Origin of the sequence: Erwinia sp. QL-Z3 (genome assembly GCF_004551645.1) — a bacterium.
GTDB classification, from domain to species: domain Bacteria; phylum Pseudomonadota; class Gammaproteobacteria; order Enterobacterales; family Enterobacteriaceae; genus Erwinia; species Erwinia billingiae.
In genome coordinates this window covers 2610340-2628621 of sequence record NZ_CP037950.1, presented here as the reverse complement: position 1 = coordinate 2628621, position 18282 = coordinate 2610340, and the positions used below count along the sequence as shown (strand labels likewise).

The 18282-nt window shown below is 55.7% G+C and carries 20 protein-coding genes and 1 other annotated feature; of the genes, 6 read left to right on the top strand and 14 right to left on the bottom strand.

The window, feature by feature from the left end:
* The first annotated feature begins 116 nt into the window (after positions 1-116).
* The gene (locus E2F51_RS12730; protein ID WP_134823610.1) at positions 117-1319 is read left to right on the top strand and encodes an MFS transporter; all 1203 of its coding nucleotides are present in this window, start codon (positions 117-119) and stop codon (positions 1317-1319) included.
* A gap of 214 nt (positions 1320-1533) precedes the next feature.
* Positions 1534-3216 carry a YbaL family putative K(+) efflux transporter gene (ybaL, locus tag E2F51_RS12725; protein ID WP_013201084.1) on the top strand — a complete coding sequence of 561 codons (1683 nt, stop codon included), beginning with the start codon at positions 1534-1536 and terminating at the stop codon, positions 3214-3216.
* A gap of 41 nt (positions 3217-3257) precedes the next feature.
* Here ybaL and E2F51_RS12720 read toward each other — a convergent pair whose 3' ends face one another.
* The 7 genes from E2F51_RS12720 to E2F51_RS12690 form a co-directional block, all read right to left on the bottom strand.
* On the bottom strand, positions 3258-4562 hold the full coding sequence (locus tag E2F51_RS12720) for an inosine/guanosine kinase (RefSeq protein WP_013201083.1): 1305 nt from the start codon (positions 4560-4562) through the stop codon (positions 3258-3260).
* 4 nt (positions 4563-4566) lie between these two features.
* Entirely contained in the window at positions 4567-5526 is a 960-nt protein-coding gene (gene hemH / locus E2F51_RS12715; protein WP_134823609.1) for a ferrochelatase, read from the bottom strand.
* Positions 5527-5643: 117 nt separating this feature from the next.
* Positions 5644-6288 (bottom strand): adenylate kinase, encoded by a 645-nt coding sequence (gene adk, locus E2F51_RS12710; RefSeq protein WP_134823608.1) that lies wholly within the window; start codon positions 6286-6288, stop codon positions 5644-5646.
* A 93-nt stretch (positions 6289-6381) separates the two neighbouring features.
* A complete protein-coding gene (locus E2F51_RS12705; protein ID WP_105759608.1) occupies positions 6382-7284 on the bottom strand; it encodes a DMT family transporter in 903 nt (300 codons plus the stop codon).
* A complete protein-coding gene (locus tag E2F51_RS12700; protein ID WP_134823607.1) occupies positions 7285-8160 on the bottom strand; it encodes a DUF6024 family protein in 876 nt (291 codons plus the stop codon).
* Complete coding sequence (locus E2F51_RS12695) at positions 8160-8558, bottom strand: NUDIX domain-containing protein (protein ID WP_013201078.1); 399 nt, start codon at positions 8556-8558, stop codon at positions 8160-8162. Before E2F51_RS12695 ends, E2F51_RS12700 begins: the two co-directional genes overlap by 1 nt.
* Positions 8559-8613: 55 nt before the next feature.
* A complete protein-coding gene (locus E2F51_RS12690) occupies positions 8614-9324 on the bottom strand; it encodes a hypothetical protein (RefSeq protein WP_134823606.1) in 711 nt (236 codons plus the stop codon).
* A 203-nt stretch (positions 9325-9527) separates the two neighbouring features.
* On the opposite strand from E2F51_RS12690, the gene E2F51_RS12685 reads away from it, so the two are divergent.
* Positions 9528-10403, top strand: a complete 876-nt coding sequence (locus tag E2F51_RS12685) for a LysR substrate-binding domain-containing protein (RefSeq protein WP_013201076.1) — start codon at positions 9528-9530, stop codon at positions 10401-10403.
* A gap of 66 nt (positions 10404-10469) precedes the next feature.
* On the opposite strand, the gene htpG is transcribed toward E2F51_RS12685, so the two are convergent.
* The 6 genes from htpG to E2F51_RS12655 all read right to left on the bottom strand — a co-directional run bounded on the left by htpG (position 10470) and on the right by E2F51_RS12655 (position 16530).
* Positions 10470-12344 (bottom strand): molecular chaperone HtpG, encoded by a 1875-nt coding sequence (gene htpG / locus E2F51_RS12680; protein WP_134823605.1) that lies wholly within the window; start codon positions 12342-12344, stop codon positions 10470-10472.
* 98 nt (positions 12345-12442) lie between these two features.
* Positions 12443-13048 carry a recombination mediator RecR gene (recR, locus tag E2F51_RS12675; protein ID WP_013201074.1) on the bottom strand — a complete coding sequence of 202 codons (606 nt, stop codon included), beginning with the start codon at positions 13046-13048 and terminating at the stop codon, positions 12443-12445.
* A complete protein-coding gene (locus tag E2F51_RS12670; RefSeq protein ID WP_013201073.1) occupies positions 13048-13377 on the bottom strand; it encodes a YbaB/EbfC family nucleoid-associated protein in 330 nt (109 codons plus the stop codon). Before E2F51_RS12670 ends, recR begins: the two co-directional genes overlap by 1 nt.
* Before the next feature lie 53 nt (positions 13378-13430).
* On the bottom strand, positions 13431-15365 hold the full coding sequence (dnaX, locus tag E2F51_RS12665; protein ID WP_134824866.1) for a DNA polymerase III subunit gamma/tau: 1935 nt from the start codon (positions 15363-15365) through the stop codon (positions 13431-13433).
* Positions 14028-14089, bottom strand: a sequence feature (DnaX frameshifting element). It overlaps the preceding gene by 62 nt.
* Positions 15366-15446: 81 nt before the next feature.
* Positions 15447-15998, bottom strand: a complete 552-nt coding sequence (apt, locus tag E2F51_RS12660) for an adenine phosphoribosyltransferase (RefSeq protein WP_013201071.1) — start codon at positions 15996-15998, stop codon at positions 15447-15449.
* Between the two features lie 154 nt (positions 15999-16152).
* Complete coding sequence (locus E2F51_RS12655) at positions 16153-16530, bottom strand: DUF454 family protein (RefSeq protein WP_013201070.1); 378 nt, start codon at positions 16528-16530, stop codon at positions 16153-16155.
* Positions 16531-16596: 66 nt separating this feature from the next.
* On the opposite strand from E2F51_RS12655, the gene priC reads away from it, so the two are divergent.
* Genes priC through rsmS form a run of 3 tightly spaced genes read left to right on the top strand, consistent with a single transcriptional unit; the run spans position 16597 to position 17604 of the window.
* A complete protein-coding gene (gene priC, locus E2F51_RS12650; RefSeq protein WP_013201069.1) occupies positions 16597-17127 on the top strand; it encodes a primosomal replication protein PriC in 531 nt (176 codons plus the stop codon).
* 36 nt (positions 17128-17163) lie between these two features.
* A complete protein-coding gene (locus tag E2F51_RS12645; RefSeq protein ID WP_053141873.1) occupies positions 17164-17409 on the top strand; it encodes a GlsB/YeaQ/YmgE family stress response membrane protein in 246 nt (81 codons plus the stop codon).
* Between the two features lie 30 nt (positions 17410-17439).
* On the top strand, positions 17440-17604 hold the full coding sequence (gene rsmS / locus E2F51_RS12640) for a pleiotropic regulatory protein RsmS (protein WP_013201067.1): 165 nt from the start codon (positions 17440-17442) through the stop codon (positions 17602-17604).
* Here the strand turns inward: rsmS and acrR are convergent.
* Positions 17601-18242 (bottom strand): multidrug efflux transporter transcriptional repressor AcrR, encoded by a 642-nt coding sequence (acrR, locus tag E2F51_RS12635; protein ID WP_013201066.1) that lies wholly within the window; start codon positions 18240-18242, stop codon positions 17601-17603. The genes rsmS and acrR overlap by 4 nt on opposite strands.
* Between the last annotated feature and the right edge of the window lie 40 nt (positions 18243-18282).

The window sequence follows — 18282 nt, the reverse complement described above, 5'->3', positions numbered from 1 at the left end:
CGGCGGTTTTGTCATTTATTTGTGACTATTTATCGATTATGCCGCAGGATAACTGAGCGGGATAATAATTAGCCTTCTTACTGCTCCTCCAACCCTTCGAACGAACAGGTTTTCTCATGGCCAGCGAACAAATACTGTCTTCTGCTTCTTCTGCCCCAGCCAGGACGTCATTTGGCATTCTTGGCGCCATCAGCGTGGCCCATCTGCTGAACGATATGATCCAGTCACTGATTCTGGCGATCTATCCGCTACTGCAAACGGAGTTTACCCTCAGCTTTGTGCAGGTGGGCCTGATCACCCTGACCTTTCAGGTCACCGCGTCGCTGCTGCAGCCGGTGATCGGTTACTACACCGATAAACATCCGCAGCCGTGGTCGCTGCCGATCGGCATGGGATTCACGCTGGGCGGCCTGATCCTGCTGGCGCTGGCAACGAACTTCCCCACCATTCTTCTGGCGGCGGCGCTGGTCGGTACCGGCTCTTCGGTGTTTCATCCCGAATCGTCCCGCGTGGCGCGTATGGCGTCCGGTGGGCGACATGGCCTGGCACAGTCCCTGTTCCAGGTGGGCGGAAACTTCGGCAGTTCCCTTGGCCCGCTGCTGGCTGCGCTGATCATCGCCCCCTACGGCCGCGGTAACGTCGCCTGGTTTACCCTCGCCGCGCTGCTGGCGATCGTCGTGCTGCTGCAAATCAGCCGCTGGTATCAGACTCAGCATCGGGTGGCGAAAAGCAAGGCGATGCCGACAGAGGTGACAACCTTACCACGCAAAAAAGTGGCCTTCGCTATCTCAATACTGCTGGTGCTAATCTTCTCAAAATACTTCTATCTGACCAGCCTGAGCAGCTATTACACCTTCTACCTGATGCAGAAGTTTGGCCTGACGGTTCAGAATGCCCAGTTCCACCTGTTTGCCTTTTTATTCGCGGTCGCCGCCGGGACGGTGATCGGCGGGCCCATTGGTGACAAGGTGGGCCGTAAGCGGGTGATCTGGGTATCGATCCTCGGCGTGGCCCCGTTTACCCTGCTGCTGCCGCATGTGTCGTTATGGTGGACCGGCGTGCTGTCGGCCATTATCGGCTTTGTGCTCGCCTCCGCCTTCTCGGCCATTCTGGTCTACGCCCAGGAACTGATGCCGGGTCGGATTGGCATGGTTTCCGGCCTGTTCTTCGGCTTCGCTTTCGGCATGGGCGGCCTGGGCGCGGCCGTGCTGGGGGTGGTTGCCGATCACAGCAGCATTAATACTGTCTATCAAATCTGTGCTTACCTGCCACTTCTCGGTATTCTGACCATATTCCTGCCTGATAACCGGACTAAATAACCCTTCCCGGCGCAGATAATTGCGAACTGCGCCGCTTAATTTCTGCCACAAATCAAGCTTCCACCCCGATAACTCACAGAAATCACACTTCTGTGCGATTCCGGCTAAGGAATTGCAGTTTATTGCCGTTATAACCCTTTATATCAAGCAGTGTGATCAATTATGTTATACGCTTAATATTACAACCGGACACATTTTCACACAGGAGAGAGGCATGCACCACACCACACCGCTTATCACCACCATTGTGGGAGGCCTCGTTCTCGCCTTCCTCTTTGGTATGCTGGCAAATCGCCTGCGAATTTCTCCTCTGGTTGGCTATCTGTTAGCGGGTGTGCTGGCCGGTCCTTTCACCCCTGGCTTTGTTGCCGATACCAACCTGGCACCGGAACTGGCGGAACTGGGTGTGATCCTGCTGATGTTCGGCGTCGGCCTGCATTTCTCGATGAAGGATTTGATGGCGGTAAAGGCCATCGCCATTCCCGGCGCAATCGCGCAGATTGCCGTGGCGACACTGCTGGGAATGGGGCTTTCATGGGCGATGGGCTGGCCGTGGTTGACCGGTCTGGTGTTCGGTCTGTGTCTTTCAACGGCCAGTACCGTGGTATTGCTGCGTGCGTTGGAAGAGCGTCAGTTAATTGACAGCCAGCGTGGGCAAATTGCTATCGGCTGGTTGATTGTGGAAGATTTGGTGATGGTGCTGGCGCTGGTGCTGCTGCCCGCCATTGCCGGTATGTTCGAAGAAGGCAACGCCAGCATCAGCATGGTGTTGTATGACCTGCTGATCACCATCGGCAAAGTCGTGGCCTTTATGGTGCTGATGATGGTGGTGGGTCGCCGCGTGGTGCCGTGGATCCTCGCCCGCAGCGCGGCAACCGGTTCCCGCGAACTGTTTACCCTCGCTGTGCTCGCCCTGGCGCTGGGCATTGCCCTCGGTGCGGTGGAATTCTTCGATGTCTCCTTTGCCCTTGGCGCCTTCTTCGCAGGCATGGTGCTGAATGAGTCGGAACTCAGCCACCGTGCGGCCCATGACACCCTGCCATTACGCGATGCCTTTGCGGTGCTGTTCTTTGTCTCTGTCGGCATGCTGTTCGACCCGATGATCCTGCTGAAAGAGCCGCTGGCGGTGATTGGCGTGTTGGCGATTATCGTGCTGGGTAAATCGCTGGCGGCGTTGGTGCTGGTCAGGATGTTTGGCCACTCACGCCGCACGGCCTTAACCATTTCCGTCAGCCTTGCGCAGATTGGTGAGTTCGCCTTTATCCTTGCCGGACTCGGGATCTCCCTTAACCTGTTAACCGGCGAAGGACGCAATCTGGTGCTGGCAGGGGCGATCCTGTCGATTATGCTCAACCCGATCCTGTTTACCCTGTTGCAGAGTTACCTGAATAAAACCGAGACGCTGGACGATCAGGTGATCGAAGAAGCCATTGAGGAAGAGAAGCAGATCCCGGTCGATCTCTGTAATCACGCCATTGTGGTCGGTTTTGGTCGCGTCGGCAGCCTGTTGGGGAAAAAGCTGATCGAGGAAGGCGTGCCGATCGTGGTGGTCGAGAACAGCCGTCCGCGCGTTGAGGCTTTGAGAGAACAAGGGATCAGCGCGGTGTTGGGCAATGCGGCCCGCGTCGACACCATGGAATTAGCGCGGCTGGACTGCGCACGCTGGCTGCTACTGACCATTCCCAATGGCTATGAAGCGGGCGAGATTGTCACCGCCGCACGCGAGAAACGACCTAATATCGAGATTATTGCCCGCGCCCATCATGATGATGAAGTGAGCTATATCATTGAACGAGGTGCCGATCAGGTGGTGATGGGAGAGCGGGAGATTGCCAGCAGTATGCATACGCTGATGCATACCAGTCTGAGTGAATTGCCACGAGAGTGTCCGATCTGACTGGCCTTCCCCGCCGGCCAGATAGCCGGCGGGGAAAACCGTTAGCGTTCCCAGTAGGACTCTTCCAGGCTGTCCTCACGCTCCGGCAAGCCACGTGAAAGCCGGGGAGAATGCTGATTAAGCACCTGATAGCTGACGCGGTTGGCGTATTTACACACCTGCGCCAGTGACGAATAGGTCAGGTAGTTGCGGCCATGCTTGCTGGAGTTGGGCACATTCAGACGGTGATAATTATTGGCGGTGATATCGTGCAGCATCGCCGCCAGCGCACCGTCTCCCGCACCGTTGGTGTTCATGATTTTCTCCGGGCCGCCCATATAAGGCGCAATGTGCGAGAAAATCTTCAACGGCTGCTCACAGTCCTGATGACGCATCGCGCGGCTGAATTCGTACTGGTTGAATTCGGGGATCGCACCAGGCAGCAAAGGATGCTGGGTGACGCGTTTGCCCTCTTCTTCGGTATATCCCGCCATAAACAGGCCGTTTGGTCCGGCGGTACACAACACCAAATCCACCCAGTCCAGCGCCATATTCGACGCCATCAGCGGATCGCTCAGCCCGGTCAGCGCTTCCGCTTCCTCTTCATTCATCGCCAGAATCGAAACGTGTTCACGCAGGAACGCCTGCCAGAACTCGGGCTTATCGCCAATGACATATTTGGTGCCCAGCGTTAACACCACCGGCACGTTATGCTTTTTGGCAAAGCCGATCGCTTCCATCGTGGCTTCCGGCATCGGCTCGCCCGGCGCGCAGCGCACCAGATACGAGGTTAAAACCAGCGCGGAGGCACCGGCAATCACCTCTTCCGGGATGCTTTCTTTCTTCAGCTGATTCATCAGGCCGGGGCTGATGGCGAAGGTACGTTCGCCGTTTTCCCCAATCAGGGTGAAGCAGCGACCGATGGCGCCATCAACACCCTGCAGGTAGTTCAGGTCAGTGCGGCTGGAGGTGTTGCACAGATAGCGATAGGCATAGCTGCCAATCTGCACGTTGCGGCACATCACGCCCAGCAGCACCGAACGGTCATCCGCCAGCACCGAATAGTTGTGCAGCGTATTGCCGATGGTGCCACCCGCAAACTGATGGGTGATCAGGTTTTCCCGGGTTAACTCGGCATAGAGCGCTTCCGCCACGTCATCGGCGATGACCAGCGAGTGACCGCTGCTCAGGCCATAACGCGCCACAAAGTCATCATCGACGTTGGCTTCAATGTCCACCAGCGTCTGATCGATGCCGACGATCCAGCTGCCGGAGACCTCCTGTTCAGGCTGCGCGATTTGCAGCAGAGGATCGCGCGCGCTGACCGGGAAGTAGTGTTTAGATTTACGCTTGCCGGGAAATTTCATTCGGCTATCTCCGCCCGTTGACCAACTCAACCATCATATCGATATGCAATTCATCATCGTTCAGGGCTGGAATGTATTCAAATTTAGTGCCGCCCGCGTGGCTAAAGAACTCCTTGTTCTCCTCGCTGATCTCTTCCAGCGTCTCAAGGCAGTCTGAAGAGAAGCCCGGACTCATGATCTGTACATGCTTAATGCCTTTTGCCGGCAGCGACTTCATCGTCTCATCGGTGTAAGGCATCAGCCAGGGTTCACGGCCAAAGCGGGACTGGAAGGTGAGCATCGCATTCTGATCGGTCAGACCCAGCGAGGCGGTCAGCGCATCATAGGTGTCACGGCAACGTTTAGGGTAGTCATCGCCTTCATCGGCAAAGCGCTGCGGAATACCATGGAAAGACATCACCAGCAGATCGGGTTTGCCGTGGGTGGCAAAAGAGCGCTCAACGGAGGCTTTCAGCGCCGCAATATAGGCCGGATGTTCGGCATAATCGCGAATAAAGTCCACGGATGGCAAGCTGCGATAACCAGCGAAGACGCTGGTAATGCCATCCCAAACCGCGGCAACGGTTGAACAGGAGAACTGTGGATAGAGCGGCAGGACGATCAGGCGGTTAATGCCCTGCGCCATCAGGCTGTCCAGCGCGCTTTTCAGGCTGGGGTTGCCGTAACTCATGCCCAGTTCAACCGGCATATCCAGTCGGGCTGCCAGCGCAGCACGCTGCCGCTTGCTGTAAACCATCAGTGGGGAGCCTTCGTCCATCCATACCGAGGCATACAGTTTGGAGACGCGCGGAGAGCGGATCGGCAGGATCGCACCGTTAAGGATCGGCCACCACAACCAACGCGGCGTATCGACCACGCGCGGATCGCTGAGGAATTGTTTCAGGTAGCGTTTTACAGCAGGCGTGGTGGGTGCATCAGGTGTGCCTAAGTTCACCAACAGCACGCCGGGTTTATCTTGCCGCATTATTATTCCTTATCTGGGCATCTTGGGTGATGTAAACGAGACTTATTCTAGCGGAAAATGGCGGGGGGAAAACCAATTGCTGTAGTAGGAGCCAGACAAGGCCTGGCCCCTGAGAAATTAACCGAGGATTTTAGCCAGCTCTGCGCTGACTTCAGACACTTTACGGGTGCCGTCGATTTTGTGATACGCGGTGTGGCCTTCTGCGGCTTCTTTGCTGTAGTAAGCAATCAGCGGAGCGGTCATCTGATGGTATTCGACCAGACGCTTACGCACGGTCTCTTCCTGATCGTCTTTACGCGTGGTCAGCTCTTCGCCGGTCACGTCATCTTTGCCTTCCACTTTTGGTGGATTGAAGTTGACGTGATAAACGCGGCCAGAAGGCGCATGAACGCGACGACCCACAATGCGTTCAACAATCAGTTCGTCTGGTACAGCAAATTCCAGCACGTTGTCGACTATGATACCCGCGTCCTTCATGGCATCAGCCTGAGGAATGGTGCGAGGGAAGCCGTCTAACAGGAAACCGTTGCGGCAGTCTTCCTGAGCGATACGCTCTTTGACCAGCGCAATAACCAGTTCGTCGGTGACCAGTTTACCGGCGTCCATGATCTCTTTGGCTTGTTTACCCAGTTCGCTGCCTGCTTTCACTGCTGCACGCAACATGTCACCCGTGGAGATTTGCGGAATACCGTATTTCTCCATAATGAACTGAGCCTGAGTCCCCTTACCTGCACCCGGTGCACCGAGCAGAATAATACGCATTGCGTAAATCCCCTTGCGAATCGCTTAAATGATCTATTTATCCAAGCCTGGAACCATACCATTATGGCCCTTTATCCACAAGGAACGCAGCGTCTAACCTGCGTCCGCGTAACGGGCATCCGCAACATGACGACGCGCCCAGATAGTTTGCGAAATCACCGCCGTCACGATCACGGCGCCACCAACAACTGCCTGAATTGTCGGCATTTCCCCGAGGAATACCGCCATCCATAACGGCGCCAGCGCCGTTTCCAGCAGCAGGAACAGTCCGGCATTTGCCGGGGAAACATATCGGGTGGATAAGGTGATCAAACCCATAGCCAACGGCATGATCAGCGCGCCTTCGGCCAGCGACCAGCCATATTGCGCAAAAGTCAGCGTTTTCAGACTAGCACTCAGTTCCGGGCCCATCCAAAGTGCAATCAGCAATGACGCCAGTAAGCCACCGAGAGACGGCAGTCCCACCGTGCCGCCTTTCACCCGCGACGTGAAGATAAAGGCCAGCGCCATCGACACCGCCGTAGCCAGCGCGTAGACGTTGGCGATGGCGTGATCGCCTGCCGCACGGCCAGACATCACGATGATCACCCCGACAATGCCCGCTAGTGCGGCGATCATTACGCTACGATCGCTTTTGATCTTAAAGAACAGCCGACAGATCAACGCGGAAATAAACGGCGTCGAGGAGATAATCACCAGCACCGTCGCCACATTTCCCCGGTTCAGCGCATTAACGAAGCAGGCTGACGAGATACAGAAAAACAGCGTTGATAAGACGTTATCTTTGGTTAACCAGGGCTGGCCGAGCGTGCTGCGACTTTTCCCCCACAGCGCCCACACCAGCAGACAGATCCCCCACATAAAAACGCCACGCAGCGCGACAATCGTCCATGAGTCTTCGATATTCATCAGGCGGATAAACACCGAGTCGGTGCTGAGGATAATCCCGCCCAGGATGCCGATCATATTGCCGTTCAGCGGCAGAGTCTGTTTCATTCAGGGTTGCTCCCAAAGCTGAGTCAGATCCCGTGCGACCTGGCGGCTCATATCGACGGCCTTTTTGCCGTCTCCCCTTTCCCAGCACGAAAGCCGCAGGGTTTTCGAGTGGGCAAAGTAACTGGCACCGGCGGCTTTCACCTGCTTTTGCAGCGCGTCGCTTAACGGCGGCACGTTAAAGCAAGCAAACGGCAACGCCGGATGGCTAATCGAGGTGAAATCCATCCCGGCGATGTCCTTCAGCGCTATCTTCATCACTTTCGCCACGTTATACGGCTGCCAGTTGGCGCTGCGAATATTGCCGATCGCTTCTTCCAGCGGTTTTGCTGAGGCGGTAGATTCCTCAAACAGACGCAGTTCGCTGCGCATCAGCGTACTGAAATGCTCCGGGCGCAGGGCTATGATCGCCAGACCAACGGTCAGCGAAGCATGTTTGTGCATCGGCGCGACAAAAATCGAACTCTTTTCAATCAGCTCGCTGTGCAGGTTAGTGGCGAAACTGTGGGAGGCATCCACCACGCCTTTGCCTTTACTGTCGTCAAGGCTGTTTACCGCGCCGGTGTAAGGATTGACGTGCGTGATGATCGGCACGTTGCCCGGCCCGGTAAATTGCGACGCCGGATGATGGAACAGTTCGCTCACCGGCTGGTAATGCGCATGCTTTGCCAGGCACAGCGTGGTTTCCTGCTTATGGAACAGGTGCGACAGGATCACCAGCCCAACCCGCACGGACTGGACGAAGAAAATATCGTACTCCTGTAGCTTATACAGGCGGGAAAGCTCTTCCCTTAATTCATCTCGTTGCATACGCGCTCGCTTAAAAAATTGCTCGCCGTGAACCGTCTGTAAATGGGGTGATAAGGAGGATGCATCCATTAGTTAATCAACTCTTGCTGATAAAGCAGTGGCATAACGTTATCGCGGAAGATCGAACCCACCGCGATTTCACAAGGTGGCCTGCGGTAGTTAACCCAGGCAATTTCTTCAATTTCCGATCCGGCGCGCGGCTGGCCGGCGATCTCCACGTGATAAACATGGTTCTCAATGGCGGTGGCCTCAAACTCCGCCAGGCCGTGAAACAGGCCAAAAGGCCGGAACGCTTTCACCTGCACACCCAGCTCTTCCTGCAGTTCGCGCTTCAGGCAGGCCAGATGATCTTCCCCAGCCAGCGGCTTGCCGCCAGGCGAGATAAAGGTGCTGGTCCCCCGCTTGCGGGTCAGCAACAAGGAACGCTGCCAGATGATAATGGCCGCACATTTCACGATAATTTTCATATCAGGCTCCGAAAAAGGACGTAACCCGAAGGTTACGTCGCATAAAGAGACCGTATCAGGCAGCGGCACTGGTCGTTTTACCCAGCAGCTGGGTGGTCAGGGTTTCGCCTGACAGGAAACGCACAATGTTGAGGGCCAGCGGGGTTTTGTCTTTCAGATAAGCGAGGATCACTTCATCGCTTGGGGTGGAGAAGCTGTCAGCAAAGATGCTGATGCCTTCCAGCGATTTGGTGGAAATCCCGAGCTGCAGCAGGCGATATTTCACGTCTTCCGCTGACTGTGCGAATTCATAGATCGGTGACTGATAGTTGATATCAAACTGCGCCATCATCTCCATCAGGAACGATTTAGCCACCTGCCGCTGCTCCGGGAACTCCATCTGATAATGGGTGATGCCATCGTTAATGGTGTTGATGTCGTTACGTCGACAGAAATCCACCAGATGGGCATGGATTGCCAGTTTCTCGCCCAATAACACCAGGTTTTTCCGGTATTTGAGGATATCGTCTTCCAGGTGTTCAATGGCGATGGAGCGGAATGCCCCGCTGATATCCGCCACCGTATGGTCAACCACTAAATCGCCAAAGCGGTTTTTTAGCTCATCAACCCGGTGCGATAAAATGCCACGATGCAGTGAACCTCCACTGTTTCCTGACCAAAGATGCACAGGGATACCCTGTAACATCAGATAACACGCTGCCAGTGTGCTATCACGTCCACCGGTAAACATTACAAGCTGTGTTTTTACGGAATGCTGTGTTGTCATTTTCCTTTCCTTCACGTCGCTGTTGTATGTAATCGTGGGTTAATCCGGGGAGAGATGGCCGCCTCATGCGCTGCAGTTAACAGCCTGCAGCTTTGTTTTCGGGCAGACCTCCCTGTCTGCGAAATCAGATTAGGTAAAACCGACTGGACTTTAAAATGATATAAACAGACACTTGCTGTTAGTTTTTCTCACAGAGCACTCTTATGTCAGGACTCCCCTCACTGCGCGCCCTGCGCTATTTTCATCAGGCCGCACTGCATCAGAATTTCAGTCTGGCGGCGCAGTCGCTGAGCGTGACCCACAGTGCGGTCAGCCATCAGATAAAACTGCTGGAAGAGTGGTTAGGGAAGCCGTTGTTTTTGCGGGCGAATGGTCGGGTACAGCTGACCTCTGACGGCGAGCGGCTGAAAGTTTGCTGTATGCACACCTTCCGTGAGATCGAAACCACCTGTGAGAAGATCCGCGCCAGAAACCTGAACAGCCTGACCGTCTCCTGCGCACCCAGCTTTCTCGCGCAGTGGCTGATCCCAAGGATCAGCCGGTTTACCGAGCGCCACAAAGATATTGCGCTGACGTTCCAGACCCATGTGGATATTGAGCGGGTGCGCAACGAACAGTCCGACCTGCTGATCCTCAGCCATGAACAGCTGGTGCAGGACGATATTGCCGCCACGCTTATCACCGTCGATTATATCGGCCCGGTCTGCGCGCCCTCGTTCAGCAACCGCTTTACCTATGAAACGGACTTCTCCACCCTGCCGCTGCTGCACGCGGATACCAAGCTGCATGCCTGGGCTGAATGGGCGAAGAAAACCGGCGCACGGGGCGATTTCTGGGCAGGAAAGCACTTTGATAATCTGACGCTGGCGATCCAGGCAGCCCGCAATGGGTTGGGGATTATTATGACGCCGCAGATCCTGGTGAAAAAAGAGATCCGTGAGGGATCGCTGATCGCGCCGCTGGGCTTTGCCGAGGTCGACAGGGCAACCTGGATGATGGTTAAGGCGTCACGCAAGGAAGAGCGGGAGATCGAACTGTTTCGCCGCTGGCTGTTAGAAGAAGCGGCCATGGTGGGATAGAACGGCAGAAAAGAAAAAGGGGCGAATCGCTTCGCCCCCTGGTGATGACAGTGTCGGTAGAATGCCTTACGCCAGCAGCAGCTGGTTCATGCGGCGGATAAACTGGTTGGGATCTTCCAGCGTGCCGCGTTCAGCCAGCATCGCCTGATCGAGCAGCAGCTCAACCCACTCCGCAAAGTGCGTATCGTCCTGCGTCTCCGCCGTGCGTTTCACCAGCGCATGGTCCGGGTTCAGCTCAAACAGATACTTCACTTCCGGCACGGCCTGGCCCGCAGCGGCAAACAGCTTCGCCATCTGGGTGCTCATGTCGTTGGCTTCAGTGGTGACGATAGCCGGCGTGTCGGTCAGACGGTGCGTCAGACGCACTTCCTTCACGCGATCGCCCAGCAGCGTTTTCACGCGCTCAACAAACGGCTCTAGCGCCTTTTCGGCTTCTTTCTGCTCTTCGCTCTCTTCGTCGGCCAGCTTGCTCAGATCCTGATCGTCTTTGCTGACGGACTGGAACTGTTTGCCATCGAACTCGGTGAGGTAGCTCATCATCCACTCATCGATACGATCGGAGAGCAACAGCACTTCGATACCTTTTTTGCGGAACAGCTCCAGGTGCGGGCTGCTCTTCGCGGCGGCATAGCTGTCGGCCGTGATGTAGTAAATCTTGTCCTGACCTTCGACCATGCGGCTGACGTAATCTTCCAGCGACACCTTCTGCGCAGAACCTTCACTGCTGGTGCTGGCGAAACGCAGCAGTTTAGCGATGGTTTCGCCATTGGCGCTGTCTTCAGCCGGGCCTTCTTTCAACACCAGACCGAATTGCTGCCAGAACTGCTGATATTTCTCTTCGTCGTCCTTCGCCACTTTCTCCAGCATCTGCAGCGCACGCTTGCTCAGCGCGTTGCGCAGGTTTTGGGTAATGCGGCTGTCCTGCAGGATCTCACGGGAGACGTTCAGCGGCAGATCGCTGGAATCTATCAGGCCGCGCACAAAGCGCAGATAGTTCGGCATAAACTGCTCGGCGTCATCCATGATGAATACGCGCTGCACGTACAGTTTCAGGCCGTGCTTGTGGTCGCGATTCCACATATCAAACGGCGCCTGGGTTGGGATATACAGCAGGCTGGTATATTCCTGCTTCCCTTCCACGCGGTTGTGGCTCCAAGTCAGGGGATCGGCGTAGTCATGAGAAACGTGCTTGTAGAACTCTTTGTATTCGTCTTCGCTGACTTCCGACTTGTTACGCGTCCACAGCGCCTGGGCTTTGTTGATCTTTTCCCAACTAGTGGTGTCGTCTTCTTCGTTGTGGCTTTCGATTTCTACCGGCAACGCGATGTGGTCAGAATATTTGCTGATGATGCTGCGCACACGCCAGGCATCAAGGAACTCGTCTTCACCTTCACGCAGATGCAGGGTGATTTCCGTGCCACGGTCTTCTTTAGTGATGTCGGCCAGGGTGTATTCGCCCTCACCAGCAGATTCCCAGAACACGCCCTCGTCAGCCGTTGCGCCAGCCGCACGCGTGCGCACGGTGACCTTGTCCGCCACGATAAATGCCGAGTAGAAACCGACACCGAACTGACCGATCAGCTGGCTGTCTTTCGCCTGGTCGGAACCCATCGATTCAAGGAAAGATTTGGTGCCTGATTTGGCAATGGTGCCCAGGTTTTCAATGACTTCGTCACGCGTCATACCGATGCCGTTATCGCTCAGCGTCAGCGTGCGGTTGTCCTTATCAACGGAAACCCGTACGCGCAAGTCGCCCTCGCCCTGATAGAGATCCGGCGTGGAAAGCGCGCGGAAACGCAGCTTGTCAGCGGCATCAGATGCGTTGGAGATCAGCTCGCGCAGGAAGATTTCTTTGTTTGAATAGAGGGAATGGATCATCAGGTGCAGAAGCTGTTTTACCTCTGACTGGAAGCCACGCGTCTCTTGTCCTTTCATGGTCATTGCTACCTCAACTAATACGGATGGATATACGTTGAGAAGTAGAGTGGGGGCAAACAACAGGATTTCAAGCAGGCACGACGGATCGTGCCGTTGAATGGTTAGAATCTAATCTTGTGGCGTCCGGCCAGAGAGTGCGACAGCGTGGTGCCATCGACCATTTCCAGCTCACCACCGACCGGCACGCCGTGGGCGATGCGGCTGGCGTCAACGCCATACTGCCCGCACATTTCAGCGATGTAGTTGGCGGTTGCCTCCCCTTCCACCGTGGGGTTGGTGGCGAGGATAACTTCCTGAATAGACTCTTTTTCCAGCCGTTGCTCCAGCCGATCCAGACCAATGTCATTGGGACCAATGCCATCGAGCGGTGAAAGGTGGCCCATCAGCACAAAGTAGCGGCCGGCAAATTGCCCGGTCTGCTCAATGGCATGAATATCGGCCGGGCTTTCCACGATGCAAATCAGACCATTTTGCTGACGACGTGGATTAGCGCAGATGGTGCAGATTTCCTGCTCGGTAAAGGTCCGGCAGTCGGAACAATGACCAATTTCAGACATCGCACGCGTCAACGCCTGAGCCAGACGCATACCGCCACTGCGATCGCGCTGCAAAAGCTGAAAAGCCATACGCTGGGCCGATTTCGGCCCAACGCCTGGCAGGCAGCGCAGCGACTCCATCAAACTTTCAAGGAGCGGGCTGGTCTGCATCAGAACGGCATCTTGAAGCCAGGTGGCAACTGCATACCGTTAGACACACCGGCCATTTTCTCTTTCTGCACTTCCGCAATGCGACGTGCCGCATCGTTGAAGGCTGCAGCAACCAGATCTTCCAGCATGTCTTTGTCATCGTCGAACAGGCTTGGATCGACTTCAACGCGACGGCAGTTATGTGCACCGTTGATGGTGACTTTCACCAGGCCTGCGCCTGATTCACCGGTGACTTCCATTGCCGCGATCTCTTCCTGAACCTGGCCCATCTTGTCTTGCATTTGCTGGGCCTGTTTCATCAGGTTACCCAGTCCGCCTTTTCCAAACATAGTTTTTCTCTCTCAGATCGGGCCGCATACCGCCTAAGCGATAATGCAGCGTTTCAAAGGGGGCGAATGCTCTCTTCATCCACGTCTGCATCGAAGAACCGACGCAGCGTCTGAATATGATTATCCGCAATAATCGACTGACGCGCCTGCGCCAGTTTCTCTTCGTAAATCGCCTGACGCCATTCCAGCGGCGTTAACACCGCGGGATTATCATCTTCTACCAGTGTCAGTTCAACCGGCTGACCGGAGACGGCACTTAATGCTTCCGTCAGCACCTTCTGCGCTGAGGGGGAATTCAGGTGGCGCTGGCTGGAGCGAAGGTGCAGGCAAATGCCGCTCTCCGTCTGCTCTTTCCAGGCGTTCAGCGCCATTTGCTGCACCAGCTTCGGTAACGTCAACTGCGCAATCTCTGCCGCCCAGGCGTCCCGCAACAGCGATTCTGCGGCCAGTTTGGCCATCAGCTCCGGGGTTTTCTCATGCTCCAGTGCGGTGCGCAACGCTTTTGGCGTGGCAACCGGCTCGGGGATCGCGTCTTCCTGCGTCTGCGCCTTCCAGCGATACGCCTCTTCTTTTACCGGCGCGGCGGGTTCAGCGGCAAGCTGCCGCTTCTGGCCGCGCTCGGTAACTGAAGCCAACCGCTCCAGTGCCGAACTTGCCGGCCGCGCACGTTGCGCTGCCGGCTCATCCTTTTTTGGTTTGGTCGCTCCCTGTTGGCGCATCAACTGTGTTCGCGCCAGCAGCAGCTGGTTTGTCGTATCGGGCATGTTCCCCGGCGGTTCCGCGTCCTGCACGGTATGGGCAGGCGTGGTGGCCGCCGGTGGCGTTGGCGTTGCCGCCTGTGGTGCCACAGGTTGGGCCTGCGGCATCATTGACGGACGCGCAACCGGCTCCGCAATCACCTGTTTAGGGTGAAAAGCCAGCGCACGCAGCAGCGTCATTTCCACGCCCATGCGGCGATCCGGTGCCAGCGGCAGCTCTTTGCGGCCCACCAGCAGCGTCTGATAATAGAGCTGCACATCGGGCGGTGGCAGCACGCGGGCCAGTTCACGCAGGCGCTGTTCAACGGCGGCGTAATCATCACCCAGCGCCGAAGGCAGCAGCTGGATCATCGCCACGCGGTGCAGCAAGGTCAGCATTTCAACCAGCAGCGCTTCCCACTCCACGCCACGGGAAGCCGCCTGATTCAGCAGCGACATCACCTGCTCGCCTTCTGCATTGACCAGCGCTTCGATCAGCGCCAGCGGCTGTTCATCATCCAGCGTGCCGAGCATGGCGTTGACCGTCACGGTGGTGACCTGTCCCTGCCCCATGGCAATCGCCTGATCGGCCAGGCTCAGCGCATCACGCATGCTGCCATCAGCCGCACGGGCCAATAGCTGGAGCGAACGCGGCTCAGCCTCAATTTTTTCTTCCTGCAGCACATGCTGAAGCTGACCGCGGATCTGTTCGACATCCAGTGCTTTCAGATGGAACTGCAGGCAGCGCGACAGAATCGTCACCGGCAGCTTTTGCGGATCGGTGGTCGCCAGCAGGAATTTGACGTGCTCAGGCGGCTCTTCCAGCGTCTTTAACAGCGCATTGAAGCTGTGACGGGAAAGCATGTGCACTTCATCAATCAGGTAAACTTTGAAGCGGCCACGCGCAGGGGCGTACTGGACGTTATCCAGCAGGTCTCGCGTGTCTTCAACTTTGGTACGTGAGGCGGCATCAATCTCAATCAGATCAACGAAACGCCCCTGTTCGATTTCACGACAGTTATCACACTGACCACACGGGGTCGCCGTAATGCCGGTTTCGCAATTCAGTCCTTTCGCCAACAGGCGGGCAATAGTGGTCTTTCCCACACCTCGGGTGCCGGAAAACAGATAAGCGTGATGGATGCGGCCGAGCGACAGGCCATTAGCCAGCGCTGTCAGGACATGCTCCTGACCGACGACATCAGTAAACGCTTGTGGACGCCACTTGCGGGCCAGTACCTGATAGCTCATTAATTCGCGGGATGTGTTGAGTGAACCGGAGGGTAATGCTAACACAGCCCCACCTTTACGGCGAGGCTGAAGGTTGCGGGATCAGTGCCCGGGGAAGTTAACGAGGCTGAAGGAGTCGATCCCCATCGCCTTCAGGCGGGCTTCACCGCTCAGGTCGAACAGATTGATAATGAAAGCGGCATCTTTCACTTCGCCACCGGCACGGCGGATCAGTTTCACCGTTGCTTCGATGGTGCCACCGGTCGCCAGCAAATCGTCGACCATCAGCACGGTATCGCCAGGGCCGATGGCATCGCAATGCAGTTCCAGCTGGTCGGTGCCGTATTCCAGCTCATAGCTTTCGGCGAAAGTTTTACGGGGCAGTTTGCCCGGCTTACGCACGGGAACAAAGCCCACACCCAGACCTAACGCCACCGGCGCGCCGAACAGGAAGCCACGGGCTTCAGTGCCGACCACTTTGGTGATCCCCTTGTCACGATAGCGTTCAACCAACAGTTCAATACTGAGTGCAAACGCGGTGGGATCTTCCAGCAGGCTGGTCACGTCACGAAACAGAATGCCCGGCTTAGGGTAATCCGGGATGCTTTTGATACTGTTTTTAAGGAATTCAAGCTGCTGAGCAGTCGCGGTCATAGTGTTATGCCTGGTAAATACAAATCTGACTCGCGCAGCTTCATCTGCACTGACACTCTGTCACAGGGCAAAAAGAGAACGTCAGGGGAAGCTACGCACGAAAACGACCAAATCTATGCAAACCGTCGGGCAATTGCAACCATACACCGCAAAATCACGGCTTTTCTTGCGGATCCTCAACAACCGGGAGCCTGAGCATAAAGAGGATCAGGATGCAGAGCAGACAGACTAACAATAGCCGCACCCAGAGAATGTTGACCAGCCACAGAGAAACCGCAAAGGTGATGACGGTAAACACCACCATGCGCCCTTTCGCTTTGGGCGGCAGCGCCCGGTGCTTCTGCCAGTGGCGTAAGTAAGGGCCAAACAGCGAACGGTGCAGCAACCAGTGGTGGAAGCGTGGAGAGGATCGGGCAAAGCACCAGGCCGCCAGTAACAGAAAGGGCGTAGTCGGTAATAACGGTAAAATTACGCCAAGTGTCGCCAGCGCCATCGCTAACCAGCCAATAATCAGTAGAATGATCCGCTTCATTGCTCTACATCCCTCCCTCACACGAGGTGAGACTAGCATAATCAGGGCAATGCCTGGAGATCGAAGATGAAAAGTGCCCTTATGCTGGAGCAGTTAGCCTCCCGGCTGGAGCAGCTGGCTGAAGCCGTCGAGCCTCACCGCAATAAACGGACGCCCAAAGCGCGTTTTGATGCCCAGTTATTTCATTCTCACAGCACCCGGTTGGGAGATTATTTGCTGGAGATCAGGGAGAGCCTGAAAATGCTCAACCAGAGCGTTGCCGACCAGCGCACCGAGCGTGTGGCCTGGCTGGCCGAGCGCGTGGTGCTGCAAATCAGCGCCTTGCAACGGGAGCTGGCCACGCAGACCTTGCGTAAAGGCGAAGCCGTTGCTGAACCGGTCAGTGAGAACCTCTACGAAAAGTTGGCGAAACATCAGGATTACGAACGGCGGCTGCGGGATATGATTACCGATCGCGAAAGTCAGCTGGCGAAATGCGAAACGCTGGTCCAACAGCAAAACCTGCAGCGGGAAATTGCGGCGCAGGAAGGACGTCTGCAACGTTGCCTGCAAGCCACTAAGCGTATCGAGCGCGCCATTGAAAAGCGTGAACACTAGCTATACTTGGATAAAATTTCATTCTGGGTAGAAAAGATGGGACTTCTTTCGTGGATTATCATCGGCTTGCTGGTCGGTTTTTTAACCCGGCGCTTTTTCCCCGGCCGGCCAGGCGGGCTGATCCCAACGCTGGTGCTGGCGGTGGTTGGTGCGCTGATCGGCGGCTACGTCGGGGTGTTCTTTAACTACGGCACGCTGTCAGAAATCGAGCCACGCGCGCTGCTGATCGCCATCGCTGGCGCGCTGTTGATGGTTCTGTTGGTAAAAAAACTGCGTATTTAATGCCTTATTCGGCTATCAGAGGAAATTGCTATGTCACTGGAAAATGCGCCTGCAGAAGTTAAGCTGGCGGTGGATCTGATCATGCTGCTGGAAGAGAATGCTATCGCGCCGCAAACGGTATTGGCCGCGCTGGCGATGGTGCAGAAAGATTTTGAAGCCAAATTAGCGACTGAACAGCCGGCTGAAAAAGGTTAATGCGCCCGGGTCCGCAGCGCTGGACTGTGCAGAAGCATGTCGATCAAAACCTCCACCAGCTGTGGCGCATCGGCTGCTAAATCAAAGCTTTCCGGCATAAATAGCCAGTTTTCCATAATCCCGGTGATGTAAGCTCGCATCACGACCGCGGTGCGTCGGGTGTCGAGTTCAACAGGAAGTTGCCCAGCTTCAATGCACTGACGGAGGACCTCTTCAATCTTCTCGTAACACTCAAGATACAGAGTTTGTTGCATCATCTGTAAAGTGGTCATTTCACCCACAAACTCACATTTATGAAAAATAATTTCCAGAAGTGAGCGTCTGCGCTGGTCCCTTGCCGTGGCTTCAAGGACATAGGTAATCATTGCACGCATAACGGAGAGTGGATCGGAAGGGTATTTTAATTGATACTCAAGCTCTAAGTCTTCCAGTCCTGATTCGGACTGTGCCCAGATTTCATTTAGCAAGTCAGCTTTGTTTTTGAAATGCCAGTAAATTGCACCACGCGTCACGCCAGCCGCAGTCGCGATATCGGCCAGTGATGTTTTGGATACGCCATGCTCGGAAAATCTGCCAATTGCCGCATCAATGATGTGATTTCGCGTTTCTAACGCCTGTTGTTTGGTTTTTCGTGCCATAGGGTGACTTTTACAAAAGGGTGCACTTACATACATTTGC

Bases quoted from the DNA above. Each gene is read 5' to 3' on its own strand.
- E2F51_RS12670 (WP_013201073.1), bottom strand. From the start codon at position 13,377: ATGTTTGGAAAAGGCGGACTGGGTAACCTGATGAAACAGGCCCAGCAA.
- apt (WP_013201071.1), bottom strand. From the start codon at position 15,998: ATGACCGCGACTGCTCAGCAGCTTGAATTCCTTAAAAACAGTATCAAA.
- hemH (WP_134823609.1), bottom strand. From the start codon at position 5,526: ATGCGGCAAGATAAACCCGGCGTGCTGTTGGTGAACTTAGGCACACCT.
- E2F51_RS12730 (WP_134823610.1), top strand. From the start codon at position 117: ATGGCCAGCGAACAAATACTGTCTTCTGCTTCTTCTGCCCCAGCCAGG.
- recR (WP_013201074.1), bottom strand. From the start codon at position 13,048: ATGCAGACCAGCCCGCTCCTTGAAAGTTTGATGGAGTCGCTGCGCTGC.
- htpG (WP_134823605.1), bottom strand. From the start codon at position 12,344: ATGACCATGAAAGGACAAGAGACGCGTGGCTTCCAGTCAGAGGTAAAA.
- E2F51_RS12645 (WP_053141873.1), top strand. From the start codon at position 17,164: ATGGGACTTCTTTCGTGGATTATCATCGGCTTGCTGGTCGGTTTTTTA.
- ybaL (WP_013201084.1), top strand. From the start codon at position 1,534: ATGCACCACACCACACCGCTTATCACCACCATTGTGGGAGGCCTCGTT.
- E2F51_RS12720 (WP_013201083.1), bottom strand. From the start codon at position 4,562: ATGAAATTTCCCGGCAAGCGTAAATCTAAACACTACTTCCCGGTCAGC.
- E2F51_RS12695 (WP_013201078.1), bottom strand. From the start codon at position 8,558: ATGAAAATTATCGTGAAATGTGCGGCCATTATCATCTGGCAGCGTTCC.
- E2F51_RS12655 (WP_013201070.1), bottom strand. From the start codon at position 16,530: ATGAAGCGGATCATTCTACTGATTATTGGCTGGTTAGCGATGGCGCTG.
- E2F51_RS12685 (WP_013201076.1), top strand. From the start codon at position 9,528: ATGTCAGGACTCCCCTCACTGCGCGCCCTGCGCTATTTTCATCAGGCC.
- E2F51_RS12705 (WP_105759608.1), bottom strand. From the start codon at position 7,284: ATGAAACAGACTCTGCCGCTGAACGGCAATATGATCGGCATCCTGGGC.
- rsmS (WP_013201067.1), top strand. From the start codon at position 17,440: ATGTCACTGGAAAATGCGCCTGCAGAAGTTAAGCTGGCGGTGGATCTG.
- dnaX (WP_134824866.1), bottom strand. From the start codon at position 15,365: ATGAGCTATCAGGTACTGGCCCGCAAGTGGCGTCCACAAGCGTTTACT.
- priC (WP_013201069.1), top strand. From the start codon at position 16,597: ATGAAAAGTGCCCTTATGCTGGAGCAGTTAGCCTCCCGGCTGGAGCAG.
- E2F51_RS12690 (WP_134823606.1), bottom strand. From the start codon at position 9,324: ATGACAACACAGCATTCCGTAAAAACACAGCTTGTAATGTTTACCGGT.
- adk (WP_134823608.1), bottom strand. From the start codon at position 6,288: ATGCGTATTATTCTGCTCGGTGCACCGGGTGCAGGTAAGGGGACTCAG.
- acrR (WP_013201066.1), bottom strand. From the start codon at position 18,242: ATGGCACGAAAAACCAAACAACAGGCGTTAGAAACGCGAAATCACATC.
- E2F51_RS12700 (WP_134823607.1), bottom strand. From the start codon at position 8,160: ATGGATGCATCCTCCTTATCACCCCATTTACAGACGGTTCACGGCGAG.